This is a genomic window from Streptomyces sp. NPDC016851 (assembly GCF_055562795.1).
Window position 1 is genome coordinate 105,211 of the sequence record NZ_JBVHEP010000014.1, and the last position, 16,049, is coordinate 121,259.

The 16,049-nt window shown below is 71.6% G+C and carries 19 protein-coding genes and 1 pseudogene; 6 read left to right on the forward strand and 14 right to left on the reverse strand.

Annotated elements, in window-relative coordinates; translation table 11 throughout:
• Positions 1-5: 5 nt before the first annotated feature.
• Together folE and ACZ3I3_RS22940 are read right to left on the reverse strand one after the other, a co-directional pair.
• Complete coding sequence (gene folE / locus ACZ3I3_RS22935; protein WP_467367837.1) at positions 6-707, reverse strand: GTP cyclohydrolase I FolE; 702 nt, start codon at positions 705-707, stop codon at positions 6-8.
• 52 nt (positions 708-759) lie between these two features.
• Complete coding sequence (locus ACZ3I3_RS22940) at positions 760-1,461, reverse strand: helix-turn-helix transcriptional regulator (RefSeq protein WP_467368032.1); 702 nt, start codon at positions 1,459-1,461, stop codon at positions 760-762.
• Between the two features lie 86 nt (positions 1,462-1,547).
• On the opposite strand from ACZ3I3_RS22940, the gene ACZ3I3_RS22945 reads away from it, so the two are divergent.
• Entirely contained in the window at positions 1,548-1,985 is a 438-nt protein-coding gene (locus tag ACZ3I3_RS22945; RefSeq protein ID WP_467367839.1) for a DoxX family membrane protein, read from the forward strand.
• An 85-nt stretch (positions 1,986-2,070) separates the two neighbouring features.
• Here the strand turns inward: ACZ3I3_RS22945 and secD are convergent, their stop codons facing one another.
• The 4 genes from secD to ACZ3I3_RS22965 all read right to left on the reverse strand — a co-directional run bounded on the left by secD (position 2,071) and on the right by ACZ3I3_RS22965 (position 6,567).
• A complete protein-coding gene (gene secD, locus ACZ3I3_RS22950) occupies positions 2,071-4,407 on the reverse strand; it encodes a protein translocase subunit SecD (RefSeq protein WP_467367840.1) in 2,337 nt (778 codons plus the stop codon).
• A 70-nt stretch (positions 4,408-4,477) separates the two neighbouring features.
• Positions 4,478-4,864: a hypothetical protein gene (locus ACZ3I3_RS22955; RefSeq protein WP_467367842.1), complete on the reverse strand. Its 387-nt coding sequence runs from the start codon at positions 4,862-4,864 to the stop codon at positions 4,478-4,480.
• A gap of 27 nt (positions 4,865-4,891) precedes the next feature.
• Positions 4,892-5,611, reverse strand: coding sequence for a response regulator (locus ACZ3I3_RS22960; RefSeq protein ID WP_467367844.1), 720 nt, complete (start codon positions 5,609-5,611; stop codon positions 4,892-4,894).
• A 2-nt stretch (positions 5,612-5,613) separates the two neighbouring features.
• Positions 5,614-6,567, reverse strand: coding sequence for a HAMP domain-containing sensor histidine kinase (locus ACZ3I3_RS22965; RefSeq protein WP_467367846.1), 954 nt, complete (start codon positions 6,565-6,567; stop codon positions 5,614-5,616).
• Between the two features lie 278 nt (positions 6,568-6,845).
• Here ACZ3I3_RS22965 and ACZ3I3_RS22970 point away from each other — a divergent pair, with 278 nt between their 5' ends.
• On the forward strand, positions 6,846-7,160 hold the full coding sequence (locus tag ACZ3I3_RS22970) for a TraR/DksA C4-type zinc finger protein (protein ID WP_467367848.1): 315 nt from the start codon (positions 6,846-6,848) through the stop codon (positions 7,158-7,160).
• A 59-nt stretch (positions 7,161-7,219) separates the two neighbouring features.
• Complete coding sequence (locus ACZ3I3_RS22975; RefSeq protein WP_467367850.1) at positions 7,220-7,594, forward strand: TraR/DksA family transcriptional regulator; 375 nt, start codon at positions 7,220-7,222, stop codon at positions 7,592-7,594.
• A 349-nt stretch (positions 7,595-7,943) separates the two neighbouring features.
• Here ACZ3I3_RS22975 and ACZ3I3_RS22980 read toward each other — a convergent pair.
• From ACZ3I3_RS22980 to ACZ3I3_RS22995, 4 genes and pseudogenes are all read right to left on the reverse strand, one after another.
• Positions 7,944-8,894 (reverse strand): annotated as a pseudogene (locus ACZ3I3_RS22980) (SPFH domain-containing protein); the annotation flags it as partial.
• Between the two features lie 4 nt (positions 8,895-8,898).
• The gene (locus ACZ3I3_RS22985) at positions 8,899-9,330 is read right to left on the reverse strand and encodes an NfeD family protein (RefSeq protein WP_356926133.1); all 432 of its coding nucleotides are present in this window, start codon (positions 9,328-9,330) and stop codon (positions 8,899-8,901) included.
• A gap of 221 nt (positions 9,331-9,551) precedes the next feature.
• Positions 9,552-10,124 carry a DM13 domain-containing protein gene (locus ACZ3I3_RS22990; RefSeq protein ID WP_467367852.1) on the reverse strand — a complete coding sequence of 191 codons (573 nt, stop codon included), beginning with the start codon at positions 10,122-10,124 and terminating at the stop codon, positions 9,552-9,554.
• Between the two features lie 127 nt (positions 10,125-10,251).
• Positions 10,252-10,863 (reverse strand): TetR/AcrR family transcriptional regulator, encoded by a 612-nt coding sequence (locus tag ACZ3I3_RS22995; protein ID WP_467367854.1) that lies wholly within the window; start codon positions 10,861-10,863, stop codon positions 10,252-10,254.
• 115 nt (positions 10,864-10,978) lie between these two features.
• On the opposite strand from ACZ3I3_RS22995, the gene ACZ3I3_RS23000 reads away from it, so the two are divergent.
• The 3 genes from ACZ3I3_RS23000 (at position 10,979) to ACZ3I3_RS23010 (ending at position 13,377) form a co-directional block, all read left to right on the forward strand.
• Positions 10,979-11,890: an alpha/beta fold hydrolase gene (locus ACZ3I3_RS23000; RefSeq protein ID WP_467367856.1), complete on the forward strand. Its 912-nt coding sequence runs from the start codon at positions 10,979-10,981 to the stop codon at positions 11,888-11,890.
• Positions 11,891-11,996: 106 nt separating this feature from the next.
• A complete protein-coding gene (locus tag ACZ3I3_RS23005) occupies positions 11,997-12,728 on the forward strand; it encodes a YqjF family protein (protein WP_467367858.1) in 732 nt (243 codons plus the stop codon).
• 4 nt (positions 12,729-12,732) lie between these two features.
• Positions 12,733-13,377 (forward strand): hypothetical protein, encoded by a 645-nt coding sequence (locus tag ACZ3I3_RS23010; protein ID WP_467367860.1) that lies wholly within the window; start codon positions 12,733-12,735, stop codon positions 13,375-13,377.
• On the opposite strand, the gene ACZ3I3_RS23015 is transcribed toward ACZ3I3_RS23010, so the two are convergent.
• From ACZ3I3_RS23015 to ACZ3I3_RS23030, 4 genes are all read right to left on the reverse strand, one after another.
• A complete protein-coding gene (locus ACZ3I3_RS23015; RefSeq protein WP_467367862.1) occupies positions 13,361-13,804 on the reverse strand; it encodes an SRPBCC family protein in 444 nt (147 codons plus the stop codon). The two genes, ACZ3I3_RS23010 and ACZ3I3_RS23015, sit on opposite strands and share 17 nt — an antisense overlap.
• A 2-nt stretch (positions 13,805-13,806) precedes the next feature.
• Complete coding sequence (locus ACZ3I3_RS23020; protein WP_467367864.1) at positions 13,807-14,181, reverse strand: ArsR/SmtB family transcription factor; 375 nt, start codon at positions 14,179-14,181, stop codon at positions 13,807-13,809.
• On the reverse strand, positions 14,178-14,636 hold the full coding sequence (locus ACZ3I3_RS23025) for an SRPBCC domain-containing protein (RefSeq protein ID WP_467367866.1): 459 nt from the start codon (positions 14,634-14,636) through the stop codon (positions 14,178-14,180). Before ACZ3I3_RS23025 ends, ACZ3I3_RS23020 begins: the two co-directional genes overlap by 4 nt.
• A 109-nt stretch (positions 14,637-14,745) precedes the next feature.
• Positions 14,746-15,963 (reverse strand): acyl-CoA dehydrogenase family protein, encoded by a 1,218-nt coding sequence (locus ACZ3I3_RS23030; protein WP_467367868.1) that lies wholly within the window; start codon positions 15,961-15,963, stop codon positions 14,746-14,748.
• Between the last annotated feature and the right edge of the window lie 86 nt (positions 15,964-16,049).

The window sequence follows — 16,049 nt, forward strand, 5'->3', positions numbered from 1 at the left end:
GCCGGTCAGGAGTGCAGCCCCGTCAGGGACAGGAACTCGGCGCGTGAGCGGGCGTCATGGCGGAGTGTGCCGAGGAGGGTGGAGGTGAGCGTGCTGGAGCCCGTGGCCTGGACGCCGCGCAGGGTCATGCAGCTGTGCTCGGCTTCGATGACGACGCCGACGCCCTTGGGTTCGAGATGGGCCTGGAGCCAGTCGGCGACCTGCTTGGTCAGGCGTTCCTGGACCTGGGGCCGGCAGGCGAAGTGCTCGACCACACGGGCCAGTTTGGACAGGCCGAGGATGCGGTGGCCGGGGAGATAGCCGACGTGGGCGGTGCCGGTGAAGGGCAGCAGATGGTGCTCGCACACCGAGCGCACCGGGATGCTGCGGGCCAGCACGAGCTCGTCGTAGCCCTCGTCGTTGGGGAAGGTCGTCAGGTCGAAGGGGCGGGGGCTGAACAGTTCGGCGTAGGCGCGGGCCATGCGCCCCGGTGTGCCGTGCAGGCTCTCGGTGCTGGTGTCGATGCCGAGTGCGGCGAGGAAGCGTGCGGCGGCGCGTTCGGCTTCGGCCAGGTCTATGCCGTCGGTGTCGTGAACGACGCGCAGGGGGGTGGGCGCGGGTGCCGCCGTCTGCGGGCGCGGAATGCTCGCGGAGGGGGCGGGCAGGTCGGCGGTGCCCGATGGGTGGCTGCCCGATGCGTGGCTGTTGATCGATCCGGCGAGATCCATGACGTGCCTCTCGTGTGACGGGGAAGGGGGTTGGCGGGCGGCGAGTGGTGCGTCAGGGACTCGCGGTCGCGGGCGGGGCGGAAGCCGGCTCCAGGCGGACACAGCAGTGGCCGGGGCCGGGCGCCAGGCAGGCGTGGAGACTGCTGTCCTCGAGACCGTCGAGAACGCCCCGGAGCAGGTGGAGGTTCATGCCGCACACCGTCTGGGTGTGTTCGCGGGCGAGCGCGTGGAAGGGGCAGTTGCCCAGCACGATCGCGTCGCCGTCGAGGCGTGGCTCGAACCCGTACCGCTCCAGGAGGTCGAACACCCCCGGGCCGCCCTGTCCGGCGAGCCGGCCGCCGAGACGGTGGGCCTTGCGGTGCAGGACGGCGCGGACCGGTTCGCCCGTGGCCTCGGATTCCTCCAGGGCCTGGGCGAGGAGCCGTCCGGCCAGCTCGTAGTGCCGCTCGGGCAGGCTGACGGTGACCTGCTTGGCGGAGCGCTTGTAGAGCTTGGCCGGCCTGCCCGCCCCCGGGCCGGTGCGGCCGCTGCGGCGTTCGTAGACGACGTCGAGGAGTGCCTCGTCGGCCAGGCGGTCCAGGTGGAAGGCCGCGGTCTGGCGCGCCAGGCCGAGAGCGGCGGCGGCCTCGTCGCGGCTGACCGGCCCCGGCTGGCGCACGACGTGGTCGTAGAGGCGCCTGCGGGTCGGCTCGTCCAGGGCGGCGACGGCGGAGACGTCCGGGTGGGGTGCTTCTTTCGGGTGGTCCACGAACACCAGTGTAAAACCCATGGGCATTGACTAAAGAAGCCGCCCGCGCTTCTATTGTTAGTGAGAGTTGTCGATAGAAGGAACGGTGCGTCATGACGTCCGCAACCCACCCCTCCCCGTCCGTCGCGTCCCGGCGGGCCGCGCTCGGCGACCCCGGCTACCAGGCGTTCGTCATCCTGCGCGTCGGGTTCACCGTGGCGCCGATCCTGTTCGGGCTGGACAAGTTCACCAACCTGCTCGTGGACTGGCCCGCGTACCTCGCGCCGTGGATCGACGACATCGTGCCCGGCAGCGCCCAGGCCGCCATGTACGCCGTCGGTGTCGTCGAGATCGTCGCCGGTCTCGCCGTCGCTCTCGCCCCGCGCTTCGGGGCCTGGCTGGTGGCCGGCTGGCTGGCCGGCATCATCGTCAACCTGCTGACCATCCCGGACTACTACGACATCGCGCTGCGCGACTTCGGCCTGCTGCTCGGCGCGGTCGCCCTCGCCCGGCTCGCCCAGCGCTACCACGGCGAGCGGCAGCCGCACTGACACGGCGGCGCGGACGGCCACGGGGGAGTCGGGTGAGCCGCTTGACGCTCACCCGACTCACCCGTGTCCGGTCACCCCGGCCGGGTCAGGTACGGACGGACGGCTGCCGGGGCGGGGTGCGGTGGTGGTGGAGCCGGATCGCCACCGGAGCGGCGGTGAGGACGGAGGAGTACGTACCGACCACGAGGCCGATGAGCAGGGCCAGGGCGAAGTCGGTGAGCGAGGACCCGCCGAGCACGGCGAGGGCGGTGAGGATGAACGCGGCGCCGATGCCCGTGTTCACGGTCCGGGGCAGGGTCTGCACGACGGCCCGGTCGGTGAGGTCGGGCAGCGGCGCCTCGGGTGTCCTGCGGGCGAGTTCCCTGATGCGGTCGAAGAGGACCACGGAGTCGTTGACCGAGTAGCCGATGACGGTGAGCAGGGCCGCCAGGAACACCCCGTCGACAGGCCTGCCGAGCCAGGCGAAGACACCGACGAGGATCACCACGTCGTGGGCGAGGGCGACGACCGCCGCCGTGCCGAACACCCACCGGAAGCGTGCCGCGAGGTAGACGAACTGGGCGCCCAGAGCCACGGCGAGCGCGATCAGGGCGCCCCGGCGCAGCTCCTCCCCCAGGCTGGGGCCGACCAGTTCGTCACGGACCTTGTCGGCCCCGCCCGCGAGATCGCGCACGGCACCGGTGACCTCCGTCTCCTCGGCGTTGGTCAGCGGCTCGGTGCGCACGGTCAGGCCCGCTTCACCGGAGGACTGCACGACGGCCCGGGGGAACCCGGCGTCGGCCAGCGCGGTGCGGACCCGGTCGGGGTCGACGGTGCTGGTGGTGGCGTACTCGATCAGGCGGCCACCGGTGAACTCCACGCCGAGATCGATGCCGCGCACCGCGATGCCTGAACCGGCCAGGACCAGCGCGGCGGCCGACACGGCCAGCCAGCGGCCCGGCCGGCGCATCAGCCGCGGGTTGCGGCGGGTGAGGCGGTCACGGACCGCGCCGGTGCCGGCGATGCCGGTCAGGCGGGGGCGGCGGCGTACCCGGGGCCGGCTCACCGCGACCTCGGCGAGCAAGCGGGTGATCACCAGCGCGCTGAACATGGAGGCGAGCACACCGATGCCCAGGGTCACGCCGAAGCCGCGCACCGGCCCGGAGGCGAGGAAGAACAGCAGAGCGGCCGCGATCAGCGTGGTGATGTTGGAGTCGGCGATCGCGCTGAAGGCGTTGCGGAACCCGGCGGCCAGCGCCGAGCGGGTACTGGGGCTCCGGCGGGCCGCGTACTCCTCGCGGGCCCGTTCGAAGACCAGCACGTTGGCGTCGACGGCCATGCCGATCGCCAGGACGAAACCGGCCAGGCCCGGCAGGGTCAGGGTGGCGCCGAGCGCGGCCAGGGCGGCGTAGGAGACGAGGCCGTAGCAGACCAGGCCGACAGCGGCCAGGACACCCATCAGCCGGTAGACACCGATGATGAACAGCGAGGTCAGCGCGGTGCCGATGGCCGCCGCCCAGGCGCTCGCGGTGATGGCCTGCGCGCCCAGGGTCGGGCCGACGGTGCGCTGCTCCACGGTCTCGACGGGCACGGGCAAGGCTCCGCCGTTGATGAGCAGGGAGAGTTCACGGGCCTCATCCGGGGCGAAGGAGCCCGTGATCTGCGTGGCCCCGTCGCGGATGCCGGTCCGGCAGGCGACGGACGGGTCGACCTGCGGCGAGGAGATGACCTTGTCGTCGAGGACGATGGCCACCCGCCGCGCCGGGTCGCCCGCCGGGTGACAGGCGGCCTGGCCGGTCAGCCGGGCCCAGCCGGTGCGGCCTTCCCCCTCGAAGCCGACGGTGACATGCCATCCGGCTCCGCCCTGCTGGTCGAACCGGGCGGCGGCCTCCTTGACGTCCTCGCCGGTCAGCGCCGCGGCCCCGAGGCGCAACGGCGTGCCGGACTCGTCGGGCAGGACGCGTTCCCGGGGCGGCTGCTTCGGCCGCGGCTGGGAGGCCTCGCCGGGGCGGTCGCTGGGGTGGTCGGCGGTGGGGTCGGCCATGCGGTCGGCGGTGGGGTGGTCGGGGGTGGGGTCGGCCGTGCGGTCAGCGGTGCCGAGCACCGGGTGGAAGGTGAGCTGCGCGGTGCGGCCCAGCACCTCGGCCGCCCGCTTCGGGTCCTGCACGCCGGGCAGTTCGACGATGATCCGGTTCTCGCCGGAGCGGACCAGGGTGGGTTCGGCGACGCCCAGTCCGTCGATACGGCCACGCAGCACCTCCAGGGTGCGGTCGGTGGCCTCACGGCCGGCGTCGGTGGTGGGCGTGGAGCGGGTCTCCAGCACGAGCTGCGTACCGCCGCGCAGGTCGAGTCCGAGGCGGACCGGCACGGCGACGGCGATGTAGAGGGAGAGGGCGATCACGGCGAGGGCGAGCAGCGCCCTCACGCGCACGGAACGGTTCAACGGGGGCCTCCGGCATGCGCGACCACGGCCACGCGGACGTGGCCGTGGGGGGGGGTGGGGTGTGGGCGTGTCAGGTGCCGGAGGACACAGGGGGTGCTCGCCCGCGGTCACGGAGTGCGTGGGGACCCGAGGAGGGGATGTGCGCGGCTGGTGCCGGGAGTTGCGCGGCGAGGGGTGGCGTGACGTCCGTGGTCGGGGTGCAGGGGGTGGCGAGGTGCCCGCGCGGGGCGGGGTACTCGCTGGTCCCGACAGCCTCACACCCGTCGTCGGCGCCCGGCCCGTTGCCCGCGTGTCGGTCGACCGCTGCCACCGCGGCGGCCACCGGCTCGGCTGTCGCGCCGGGCGGCGGACCGGCGACGCCGAGTGTGGCCAGCAGTGCCAGGAGGACGGCCGCCAGGAACGTGACGTCGGGCCGGGCGCCGTCGCTGGCGCCGGCGGTGCGCGCGGTGCGGTGCACCCGGGCCCTTCCCACCGTGATCGCCGCTCAGGCCTCGATCAGGCCCGCACGGATCGCGTACCGCGTGAGTTCCAGGCGGTCACGCAGGCCGAGTTTCTGGAGCAGGTTGGCGCGGTGCCGCTGGACGGTCTTGATGCTGATGAACAGCAGGTCGGCGATCTCCTTGGACGAATGCCCCTCGGCCACCAGCTTGAGGACCTCTTCCTCGCGGGGTGTGAGGATCTGCTCGGGCGTCTCCGCGCCGTGGCGGGCCCGGTCGAGGTAGTTGCGGATCAGTGCGGTGACCGCGCCCGGATACAGGAAGGGCTCGTCCCGCATCGCGGCCCGGCACGCGGCGACCAGGTCCCGGTCGGCGACGGACTTCAGCACGTACCCGTTCGCACCGGCCTTCAGGGCCTGGAAGAAGTACTGCTCGTTGTCGTGCATCGTGAGCATCATGATCCGCAGGCCCGGCTTGAGGGCGGCCAGTTCCCGGGCGGCCTGGAGGCCGGTCAGACGCGGCATGGCGATGTCCAGCACGGCCAGGTCGACGTCACGGGTGCGGGCCAACTCGATGGCCTCGGCGCCGTTCCCGGCCTCGGCGACCACTTCGAGGTCCGGTTCACGGTCGAGGATGAGCCGCACGCCGCGGCGCACCAGCGCATGGTCGTCGGCGAGCAGAATGCGGATCGTGCTCGTCCCCGACGTTTCCGACGTCGCGGTGGTGGCGTCCGTGGCGGTCCCGGCCGTCGTGGTCGCTTCGGGCATGGTCAGGGCTGCTTCCTGGATACGGGTGCGGTGAGCTGGACCCGGGTACCGGTGTGGGGTGCCGGGGTGATCTCGAGGCTGCCGCCGATGAGCAGGGCACGCTCGCGCATGCCGCGGATGCCGGCGCCTTCTCGGGGGGCCTCGACGCCGCAGCCGTCGTCGGTGACGGCCAGCACCACCCGGTCGTCGGTGTGGTGCAGGGCGACGGTGACCCGGGTGGCGTCCGCGTGCCGGGCGACGTTGGTCATCGACTCCTGGGCGACGCGGTACAGGACCAGTTCCGTCTCCGGCCCCAGGACCGGCAGGTCGGCATCGAAACGCCGGGTAACCTGCAACCCGGTGTGGGTGGCGAAGTCCTCGGTGAGCGAGGTCAGCGCGCTGACCAGGCCCAGGTCGTCCAGCACACCGGGCCGCAGCCTGCGCGCCAGGCGGCGGACCTCGTCCAGGCTCTCCCGGGTGATCTCCTGCACCTCGTGCAACTGCTCGCGCAGCGGCGGCGGTGCCTCGTCCGAGGCGCGCTTGAGCTCCAGCAGGATCGCGGTCATGCTCTGGCCGACCTCGTCGTGGAGTTCCTGCGCGATGCGGCGCCGTTCGGCCTCCTGGGCCAGCAGGGCCCGGGCACTGCTGGTGGCCCTTTCGTGCTCCAGCCGCTCCAGCATGGCGTTGAACGTACGGATCACCTCGGTGATCTCGCCGCCACCGGATGCGGGCAGACGCTGACCGGGACGCAGCAGATCCACGGTGGTCATCAGCTTCGTGAGCCGGCCCAGCGGGGCCAGGCCTAGCCTCAGCAGCGCGGCGTTGGCGACCAGCATGACGACCAGGCCCCCGACGAGGATGATCGCCTCGGTGAGCAGGACGGGCACGGAGACGGTCACCGGGGCCCACAGCAACAGGGCCGTGGCCGTGCCCAGCACCACGGCGTTGAGGGCGAAGATCCGCCAGAACAACGACAACCGCCCTCAGCCTCTCTCCTTGAAACCGCCTGGAAACCCTGGAACTCCCGGAACCCCTGGAAAGAGCCTGCCCGGTCCCGAGCGCCCCGTCGATGGGGCCCGACCCCCATTTCGCCGGTCGTGCGCCACCCACGACGCGGCCGCGTGGATCCCCCGCCCCCGCACAAATGGGCCCCGCGCCCAATAGGTATCCGCCACCGCCGCGGCCAGGGTGGAGAGACACGAACCGCCCAGGTATGCCGCCTGTGCCGCCTGTGCCGCCGAGAAAGGGACCGACCATGTCGCTCGATGTCACCCGGGCCGAGCCCCGTCTGCACGACGCCCGTCAACGCCTGGAACACGCCCGCACCTCACGGCTGGCGCAGCTGCGAGCCCTCGACGAGACCGGCTCCAGCGCGGACGACGACCCCCTGCTGGCCGTCCAGAAGACCGCGATGGAGCGGGTCCTCCAAGAGATCGAGGAAGCCTTCGCCCGCATCGAGGACGGCACCTACGGAACGTGCCTCGGCTGCGCCAAACCCGTCCCCGCGGAACGCCTGGAGATCCTGCCCTACACCCGCTATTGCGTCGCCTGCCGCCGCCGCACCGCCTGACCGACCGACTGCCCGACGCCCGTACCGAAACCTTCTACGCCCTGCCTCAAAGGGGTGACGTGGTGACCGACCAGACCATCGGCGAGAGCACGACCCACCTGTCGGCCGACGACCTCGCCGCGCTGCGCGAGAACCTGCACGAGCAGCGTCTGTTCCGCCAAGAGCAACTGCGCCAGCTCGCCGGACCCGCCACCTCCCGTGCCGAGGACCGGAACCGGCGGCAGGCCGCCGCGCAGGCGGAGGTCCGCGTCAAGCTCGCGGCGTCCGCCCGTATGGTCCTCGCCGACGTCGAAGCGGCCCTCACCCGCATGCGGCAGGGCTCCTACGGCACCTGCCACCTGTGCCGGCGCCCCGTCGACCGGCAACGGCTGATGATCGTGCCGCAGGCCCGCTACTGCGCCCGCTGCCAGCAGGTCAAGGAGGCACTCCCGTGACCGGCGCACAGGCCACCTCTCCGACACGGCTGCCCGACCGGACAGCCTGATGAGCTGCTGAAGGACGACTTCACGCAGGCCGCCGGTCCGGCACTGCGACCCGTCGCGGGGTTCTCGCGGAGACCCCGCCGGCCGTCAGCGAGGCGGGTGAGACGGGAGGGCGTCGGGTCCGGCGCTCTCGGCCTTGGCGGCGTGGGGGGGGGGGGGGGCCGCCCCCCCCCCCCCCCGGGGGGGGGGGGGGGGCGCCCGGGGGGGGGGGGGGGGGGGGGGGGGGGGGGGGGGGGGGGGGGGGGGGGGGGGGGTGGGGGGGGGGGGGGGGGGGGGGGGGGGGGGGGCCCCCCCCCCCCCCCGCCTGTGCGGTGTCGTCGGCGGCCTGGGCGGCCATGTCGTCCGAGGGCTTCTCGACGGTGGCCGGCGACCGGGGCAGCACCTCGGTGAAGGCGCGGGACATGCCCTGGAGTGCGGCGGTGATCTCGCTGGGGATCACCCAGAAGTTGTTGCCCGGGCCTTGCGCGAGCTGGGGCAGCGTCTGGAGGTACTGCCAGGCCAGCAGCTTCGGGTCGGGGTCGTTGCGGTGCACGGCCTGGAACACCTCGTCGATGGCCCGGGACTGGCCCTCGGCCTGGAGGATCGCGGCCGTGCGGTTTCCCTCCGCGCGCAGGACGGCGGCCTGCTTGTCGCCTTCGGCGGTGAGAATCTGCGACTGGCGTTGTCCTTCGGCCCCGAGGATCGCGGCTCGCTTGTCCCGCTCGGCTCGCATCTGCTTCTGCATCGCGTCCTTGATGGACTGCGGGGGGTCGATGGCCTTGATCTCCACCCGGTTGACCCTCAGTCCCCACTTGCCGGTGGCCTCGTCCAGCACGCCGCGGAGCTGGCTGTTGATGGTGTCCCGCGAGGTGAGGGTCTTTTCCAGGTCCATGGATCCCACCACGTTGCGCAGGGTGGTGACGGTGAGCTGCTCGACTGCCTGAAGGAAATTCGCGATCTCGTAGAAAGCCGCTCGCGGATCCGTGACCTGGAAATACAGAACGGTGTCGATCTCGACGACCAGATTGTCCTCGGTGATGACCGGCTGTGGTTTGAAGGAGACGACCTGTTCCCGTAGGTCGATCACCGGGTGAACACGGTCGATGTAAGGGATCACGAGGCTGAGGCCGGGATTCAGGGTCCGGTGGTAGCGGCCGAGCCGCTCGACATTACGCGCGCGTGCCTGGGGCACGATGCGGACCGCCCGCACCACGGTGAAAACCGCGATCAGCGCGACGATCAGGCCGGCAATCAGGAACGCCGAGGTTTCCATGGTTTCAGTCCCGGGGGTAGACGATCGCGGTGGCGCCGCTGATCTCCATGACGTCCACGGTCTTTCCGGCAGGAATCACCAGCGTTTCGTCGTAGGCGCGGGCCGTCCACTCCTCGCCGTCGATGCGGACCCTGCCGCCCAGGCCCGTCACCTCCGAGACGACATAGGCGGCCCTGCCGACCAGTGCGTCCACGCCGAACCGCTCCGTCTGGGGCTGGAATACGTGGCGCAGTGCAATGGGGCGCACGAACAGCACGGTGACTGTGGCGACGACGGTGAACACCAGGAATTGCAACGGCAGTGGCAGCCCGACCGCGGCGGAGCCCGCCGTGACCAGCGCGGCCGCACTCAGCATTCCGAGCGCGGCGGTAAGGGTGAAGATCTCCGCCGCGGCCAAAACGGCTGCGATGATCAACCAGATCAGCCATGGGTCCATTGCGTGCCTCTTCTGACGGCGCTGGCGCGGAGCCTGACTCCTACCATTGGACCCCCGAATCGGACGCCCGCGATAGCCCTGGGAAAAGAAATCCTGACGGCGGGAATTCCAGGGCGCGCGCCTCAGAGGTGCACAGCCGGAAACGGAAGAGGACACTCAGGGCATGAGGCGTCGACTCACCGACGTGAGCCGTCCCGCCCGGCCATGGCCGGGCCGCTCCGTCAGACTCGGGCGAGCTCGGCGGCGCCGAACGACACGTCGAAACGGTCGCACCAGATGCTCACGCTGCCGAAGCCCGACGGATCCACGTCAGAGGGCAGGGCGTAGTTCTGACTTCCCTTGTTGCCCTTCAGTTTGCCGAGGCTGACGTACTTCCCGTCGTCGAAGACGTGCCACCCGGCCTGCCCCTGCTTCACCGGCGCGTCGGTCAGCCAGACGCGTAGGTCCGGTCCGTTGCTGGTGTCGAGGTTCTCCAGCCGGAGGACATGGGAGCCGTCGGCCAGCCGTACGAGCTTCACCGTGCCCGACGTCGCGTGCTCGTGGCTGATCAGCTCGCCACGGGCCAGCGTTTGCGGGCCGGTGGCCGGGGAGGGCGGCTCGGACGGCTCACCCGAGGGCGCCGCGGCGGGAGGAGCGGAGTTCTCCACGGCCCCGGGCAGCGCCTCTTGGACGGTCTCGTCCTGCCACAGCTTCCACGGCTGGAACCAGTACAGCCCGAAGCCGACCCCGGCGACCACCGCCACCAGCACCACGATGGCCGACGGCCCGGTCAGTACCTTGCGCACGCGCCCCATCCCCACTCGTCTCCTGAGACGTTCCTGTTGCTCTCCCATTCAACGGAGGCCGGCGGCCCGGCAGTACCCCGCAGCCGATGACGAAATCCTTACGTCGCACCGTCGGCGCATCGCCGTGAGTCCGACGTCACGCGTCACCGGTGCGGAAGACCCGGTTCAGGTGGTGCTCCAGTACCGCGGTGGCGGACTCCGGACTGCGCTGGCCGACGAGGATGCCGGTGCCGAGCCCGGCGGACAGGGCGAGCAGGCCGGCCGCCTCCAAGCGCGCGTCCACACCGGGTTCGAGGAGAGCTGCCTCGTGCGCCTGCCGGAGGAGTCCGGTCAGGGCGTCTTCGGCGGCATCGGGGTTCTTGATGAAGGGCTGGGCCGCCAGCGCCCGGTCGTTCACGGACAGAACGGCGTAGGACGTGTAGAGGTGGTGGAAGGTGCGGCTCTCGTCGTCCGTCGGCAGCGCCGCCATCAGCAGCGCCTCGACCATCGCGCGCGGACCGGGGTCGTCCCCGGCGGCCCGTACCCGGGCGGAGACCCGCTCCCCGAATCTCTCCGCCAGATGCTCGAGACCGAAGAGCAACAGCTTTTCCTTGGTCTGGAAGTAGTACTGCACCAGCCGCAGTGAGACGCCGGCCTCCGCCGCCACATCGCGCATCCCCACGGCATGCAGACCGCGCCGTGCAGCGACCCGGACGAGCGCCTCGGCGATCTCGGTACGCCGTTCTGCGTGGTCCACGCGCTTGGGCATCGGCTGGTTCTCCGCTCGTCGTTGTCGCTGTGACTCCCTGGGACCTTTTGATGATACGACCGTACCAACGTCGTGGTACGTTCGTATCACAAAACCGAGAACGCCGGAGGTGGCCATGCCCGAGACCGTTGCCCGCATTCAGGCCGATGTCGGCCGCTACGTGAGCGATGCCTGGCGGGAGCGCTACTTCGCGGCCTGCGACGCGGTGTACGCCCTGGGAGCGGCCACGCTCGCGGAAGAGGGCGTGGAGACGTCCTACGCCACCACGCACGTCTACCGCTACGGCCCCGCGAGCGAGGCGGCGCGATCCCGCACCCCCGTCGTCCTGGTGCACGGGGCGGGCTCCTGCTCCGCCATGTGGTACCCGAACACCCCGGCCCTGAGCGCGGAGCGCCCGGTCTACGCGATCGACACTCCGGGTGATCCCGGCCGCAGCGTGCAGCGCGCGCCGATCCACGACCCCGAGCACGCCGCGCAGTGGCTGGAGGAGACACTCGCCGGCCTCGGCCTCGACCGCGTGCACCTCGTCGGCACCTCCTACGGGGGATGGCTCGCGCTGAACCAGGCGCATCGCAGGCCAGGTCGCCTCGCCTCGGTCACGCTGCTCGACCCCGGCGGCCTGGAGAAGGTGGGGCTGCGCTTCTTCGTCTGGCTCTTCGCCGGTCTCTTCGCGACCTTCGCGCCCAAGGCGTTCCGCCCGCGACTCGCGGCCTGGCTGGAACAGCCGGTCCTCGTCATGCCGGAGCTGCGCGCGATGATCAGGAAGGCTGTACGGGCCTACCGCATACGCCGCCCGGCGCCGCTTCCCCTGTCCGAGGAGGAACTGTCCACCGTCCGAACGCCGCTCTATCTGGTGCTCGGCAAGCGAAGCCTCCTCGTGCACCCGCAACGGCAGGTGGAGCGCGTCCCACGTCTGGTCCCCGGCGCCCGGGCCGAGATCATCTCCAACACGGGCCACGGGCCACAGATCGACCACGCGGAGGAGATCAACCGCAGGATGCTGGACTTCATGGCCTCCCTCGACTGACCACGTCAGCACCGGTGCGCCGTCCGACACCGTTCCCTGGTCCCCGCCGCCCCGCGTTCCGCCCGGCCGGGCGTTTCCGCCGGTCACGTCCGGGGACTCGCCGTGTGTGGTCGCGTATGAAGCCGAGCAGCGGGTGCGCGTGCCCGCGCTTCGGGCCTGCTGGCTGAGGCAGACGTTCGTCCACTGGGCCTTTCCGCCGGACGCGGTCCAGGCGCTGTTGCCCGAGGGCCTGGTGGTGGACGAGTACGAGGGGGCGGCCTGGGTGGGGCTCACCCCCTTCGTGATGGCGGATGTGCGCCCTCCCGCGGTGCCCGCCCTGATGCCGGGGCTCCCGGTGTTCGCGGAGACCAACCTGCGGACCTTCGTCCGGCACCGGGACGGGACGGACGGCCTGTGGTTCCTGTCCATCGAGGTGGCCTGCCCGCTGATGCTGGCGGCCCGGGCCGTCGGAGCGCCGTACCACCCGGGCAGGCTGAGCGTCTCCCTGGACGGGGACGCCGTTTCGTACGCCGGGTCCAGGTGGGGCGACGAGGCCTCCTACCGCCTGATGGTCAGGCCCGGCGACCCGATCACGCCCACCGAGCGGGACGTGTGGCTGACCTCGCGCTGGCGGGCGTACACCCGTCGGCTCGGCATGCTCTGGGAGACGCCGGTCGAACACGAGCCCTGGCCGCTGGCGGACGCCGCCGTCGATGTGCTCGAGGAGACGCTGACCAGCGCGGCAGGCCTTCCCGCGCCCACCGCCGAGCCCTTGGTGCACTTCTCGGAAGGAGTGCGCCACGTGCGTCTGGGGGTGACGAGACCGCGTGTCCCGGCGCCGGTTCGGTCCGGGGAGTAGCACCGTGAGCCGCACGCCCGGCACTCCGGGAGGGCGCTCGCGGCTGCGCTTCGACGGCTGGATCGCGGGCGTGGGCACCTCCTCCGGGACACGCATCGTGCTGGGGCACTGGCAGCGGTCGCCGTTCGGGGCGTTCAGCGACGTGATGATCGAGCGGGCCGACGGGGAACGGCTGCTGCTCGCCCCCTCGCACCGGACGGCGGACTTCGTCAGTGGCACCTACAGCTTCGACGCGGTGCGTGTCGTGCCGGTCGAGGTGAGCGTCGCGGACGACACCTGGACGGCCACCGCGGGGCCTCTCGAGCTGGGCTTCACCGTGGGCCGGCGACGACCGTTGGGCGTCCTCCTGGCGGCCGTACCCGGCGCGATCGCCGCCCTCCCGGCGTGGGCCGCCCTGACGAACGGGCCCGCCCGTCTGCTGCCGACCCACGTACGCACCCGCGGCCGTACCGGCGCGCGACGCCGCGAGTGGTACGGCGTACGGGACATGCGGCCGGTCGGCGCGGTGTCCGCGGTCTTCGAGGGCCGTGACCTCGGTGTCATGGCACCGGTCGAACCCCCCGTGCACTTCGGGTTCGGTTCGGTGCCCCGGAAACCCGCGCTCACGCGGGTCACGACGACGGTGGAACTGTCTAGTGCCAGTCGCTGATCCGGACGTCGTCGGGCGCGGGCCTGCCGCGTCCGGTCTCCACGAAGTCCTTGAGGCTCAGCAGGAAGGTCGCCCACTTCGTGCTGCAGTGGTGCATGAACTCGACCGGCTCGCGCCAGCCCTCGTGCTTGAACAGGACGATCGTGTACTCGTCGCGCCGGCTGAGGTTCCAGTCGATCTCGGTCCCGATCCACTCCGCGGGGCCGTCCGTCACGCGCCACCGCACCCGGCCGACCGGGTCGAGCTCCAGGATCTCCATGTCGAAGCCGCCGACGTCGCCGAAGCGGAACGCCAGCTGACCGCCGACCTCGCTCTTGCCGGTGGTGTCGGTGGTCCACCAGCCGGCGATGCCCTCGGGCGTGGCGATGGCACGGTAGACGTCGTCCAGCGGCGCGACGGCGCCGATGCGATGCAGGATGTCGGGCATCTTCATGCTCCTTCGGTGTGGTCCTCGGTGTGGTCCTCGGTGTGGTCGCGGCTGCGTTCGATCGCCTCCGCGATGTGCTTGATCCGGCGCAGTCGGGCGTCCCAGGACGTGCCGACCGCGGCCAGTTGCGCGGCCGCGCGGGCGAGTTGTGCCTCGTCGACCCGGTAGCGCCGCTCGCGGCCGGCCGGCTCGGCACGGACCAGGCCGACCCGGTCGAGGACGGCGAGGTGTTTGGACACGGCCTGCCGGGTGAGGGGCAGGCCCGCGCTGAGTGAGGTGGCCGTTCCGGCTCCGGACGCCAGGAGCAGGTCGATCAGCGTGCGCCGGGTGGGGTCACCGATCGCCGACCACAGTTCGTCGTCGACCGGCGTGCTCATGAGGCCGACACCAGCCGCGCGATGTACGCGCCCAGCCGTGGGATGTAGTGGTCCCAGCCGCTCACGTGATCGCGGTACTGCTCCTCGAGAACGGCGATCTCCCAGCCCATCTCGCGGAACCCGGTCTCGGTCATCCGCACCCGGGTCCCCTGCTCGGTCGGCAGCAGGTCGAAGGTGACCAGCAACGAGTCCCCGCCCCGTTCGGCGCCCGTGTAGCACCACCTGAACGAGAACCGCGACGGCGGGTCGACCTCGACGACGGTGAGCGCGACGGTCATCGTCTCGCCGGTCGTCTCGTCCCGCCAGAAGAGCTCACCGGGCGCGCCCGGGACGGACTTGAACCGCGCGTCGTCCGGCCACCACTCCCGCATGTGCTCCGGCCTGCTGACGACTTCGAAGACCACCTCCGGTGACGCGTCGACGTGGATCTCGCGCTCGATGCTGCCGTATTCCATGCCCGAAGCCTTTCGCAACCTTTAGTTGCGTATCAGCGTACGACAGAGGGCAGCCACGCGCAACATTTGGTTGCGCATGGGTGCGTGGGCGCCTGGGATCGACGCGCCGTCAGCCGTCGGCGACGCCCGTGCGCGGCTGCCGGTGGGGCCGCAGCGCGCGGCGCGCGATGGCGAACCGGTGCGTCTCCGACGGGCCGTCGTAGATGCGGAACGGCCGCACCTCCCGGAACAGGCGGGCCAGCGGGGCGTCGGCGGCCGAGATGCCGAGCGCTCCGCAGATCTGCACCGCGCGGTCGACCACCCGGTTCACCGCTTCGGCGACGAAGGTCTTGGACACCGAAGTGAGCTGCGAGGCGGCTGCGGAGCCGGTGTCCAGTTCCCAGGCCGTGCGCAGGATCAGGGCGCGGCTCGCCTCGATGTCGATCTCGGAGTCGGCCAGCATCTGCTGGACCATGCCGAGGTCTCCCAGCGCCGAGCCGAACGCCATCCGGCTCCCCGCCCGCTCCAGCGCCACGTCCTGGGCACGGCGGGCAGCTCCCAGCCAGCGCATGCAGTGCGTCATCCGGGCGGGACCGAGCCTGACCTGAGCGCCCTGGAAGCCGTGGTCCACCGCGCCGAGCACCTGCTCCTCCCCCACCACACACTCCTCGAAGGCGATCTCGCTGTGCCCGGCGAAGAGCGACTCGTCGAGGGTCTCGATCGTCCGGACGAGGCGCATGCCGGGATTGCCGGCGTCGACCAGGAACATGGTGGCGCCGCCCGGGTCACCGGGACTGCCGGAGGTACGGGCCATGACGATGGCGAAGCCGGCCCCCTCGGCACCGGTGATGAACCACTTGCGCCCGTCGATGCGCCAGCCGCCCGGAACCCGGGTCGCGGTGGTCCGCAGGGAGCGGGGATCGGCGCCCGCCCCGGGGGCCGGTTCCGTCATGGCGAAGCAGGACCGTGACTCCCCCGCGGCGAGCGGACGCAGATACCTCTGCTTCTGCTCCTCGGTGGCCACCTTCTCCAGCAGGTGCATGTTGCCCTCGTCCGGGGCGGCGCAGTTCAGCGCCAGCGGTCCGAGCAGGGAGTAGCCCGCCGCTTCGAACACCACCGCCTGCCCGCGCAGGTCGAGCCCGTGTCCGCCCCAGCGTGCCGGCACGTGCGGAGCGAAGACCCCCGCGTCACGGGCGGCCTTCTGCAGGGTCTCCCGCAGGGCCTCGGGGGCGTCGTGCACGGACCCGCCGCACTCGCGCTCGGCCGGAATGACCACCTCGCGCACGAACTCTGCTGTGTCCGCAGCGAGTTGAGTGACAGTCGGGTCTACATCGAACTGGATGGGCACGGGACCTCCCGCCGACGGGCGTACGGGCATCGGGTCCCGTCGCATCTAGAAACTGTATAGCGTCTTAAGTATCTTGCCTGGAAACA

Coding starts and splice junctions, on each gene's coding strand:
- folE (WP_467367837.1), bottom strand. CDS start 707: ATGGATCTCGCCGGATCGATCAACAGCCACGCATCGGGCAGCCACCCA.
- ACZ3I3_RS22945 (WP_467367839.1), top strand. CDS start 1,548: ATGACGTCCGCAACCCACCCCTCCCCGTCCGTCGCGTCCCGGCGGGCC.
- ACZ3I3_RS22960 (WP_467367844.1), bottom strand. CDS start 5,611: ATGCCCGAAGCGACCACGACGGCCGGGACCGCCACGGACGCCACCACC.
- ACZ3I3_RS22970 (WP_467367848.1), top strand. CDS start 6,846: ATGTCGCTCGATGTCACCCGGGCCGAGCCCCGTCTGCACGACGCCCGT.
- ACZ3I3_RS22985 (WP_356926133.1), bottom strand. CDS start 9,330: ATGGACCCATGGCTGATCTGGTTGATCATCGCAGCCGTTTTGGCCGCG.
- ACZ3I3_RS22990 (WP_467367852.1), bottom strand. CDS start 10,124: ATGGGGCGCGTGCGCAAGGTACTGACCGGGCCGTCGGCCATCGTGGTG.
- ACZ3I3_RS22995 (WP_467367854.1), bottom strand. CDS start 10,863: ATGCCCAAGCGCGTGGACCACGCAGAACGGCGTACCGAGATCGCCGAG.
- ACZ3I3_RS23000 (WP_467367856.1), top strand. CDS start 10,979: ATGCCCGAGACCGTTGCCCGCATTCAGGCCGATGTCGGCCGCTACGTG.
- ACZ3I3_RS23015 (WP_467367862.1), bottom strand. CDS start 13,804: ATGCCCGACATCCTGCATCGCATCGGCGCCGTCGCGCCGCTGGACGAC.
- ACZ3I3_RS23020 (WP_467367864.1), bottom strand. CDS start 14,181: ATGAGCACGCCGGTCGACGACGAACTGTGGTCGGCGATCGGTGACCCC.
- ACZ3I3_RS23025 (WP_467367866.1), bottom strand. CDS start 14,636: ATGGAATACGGCAGCATCGAGCGCGAGATCCACGTCGACGCGTCACCG.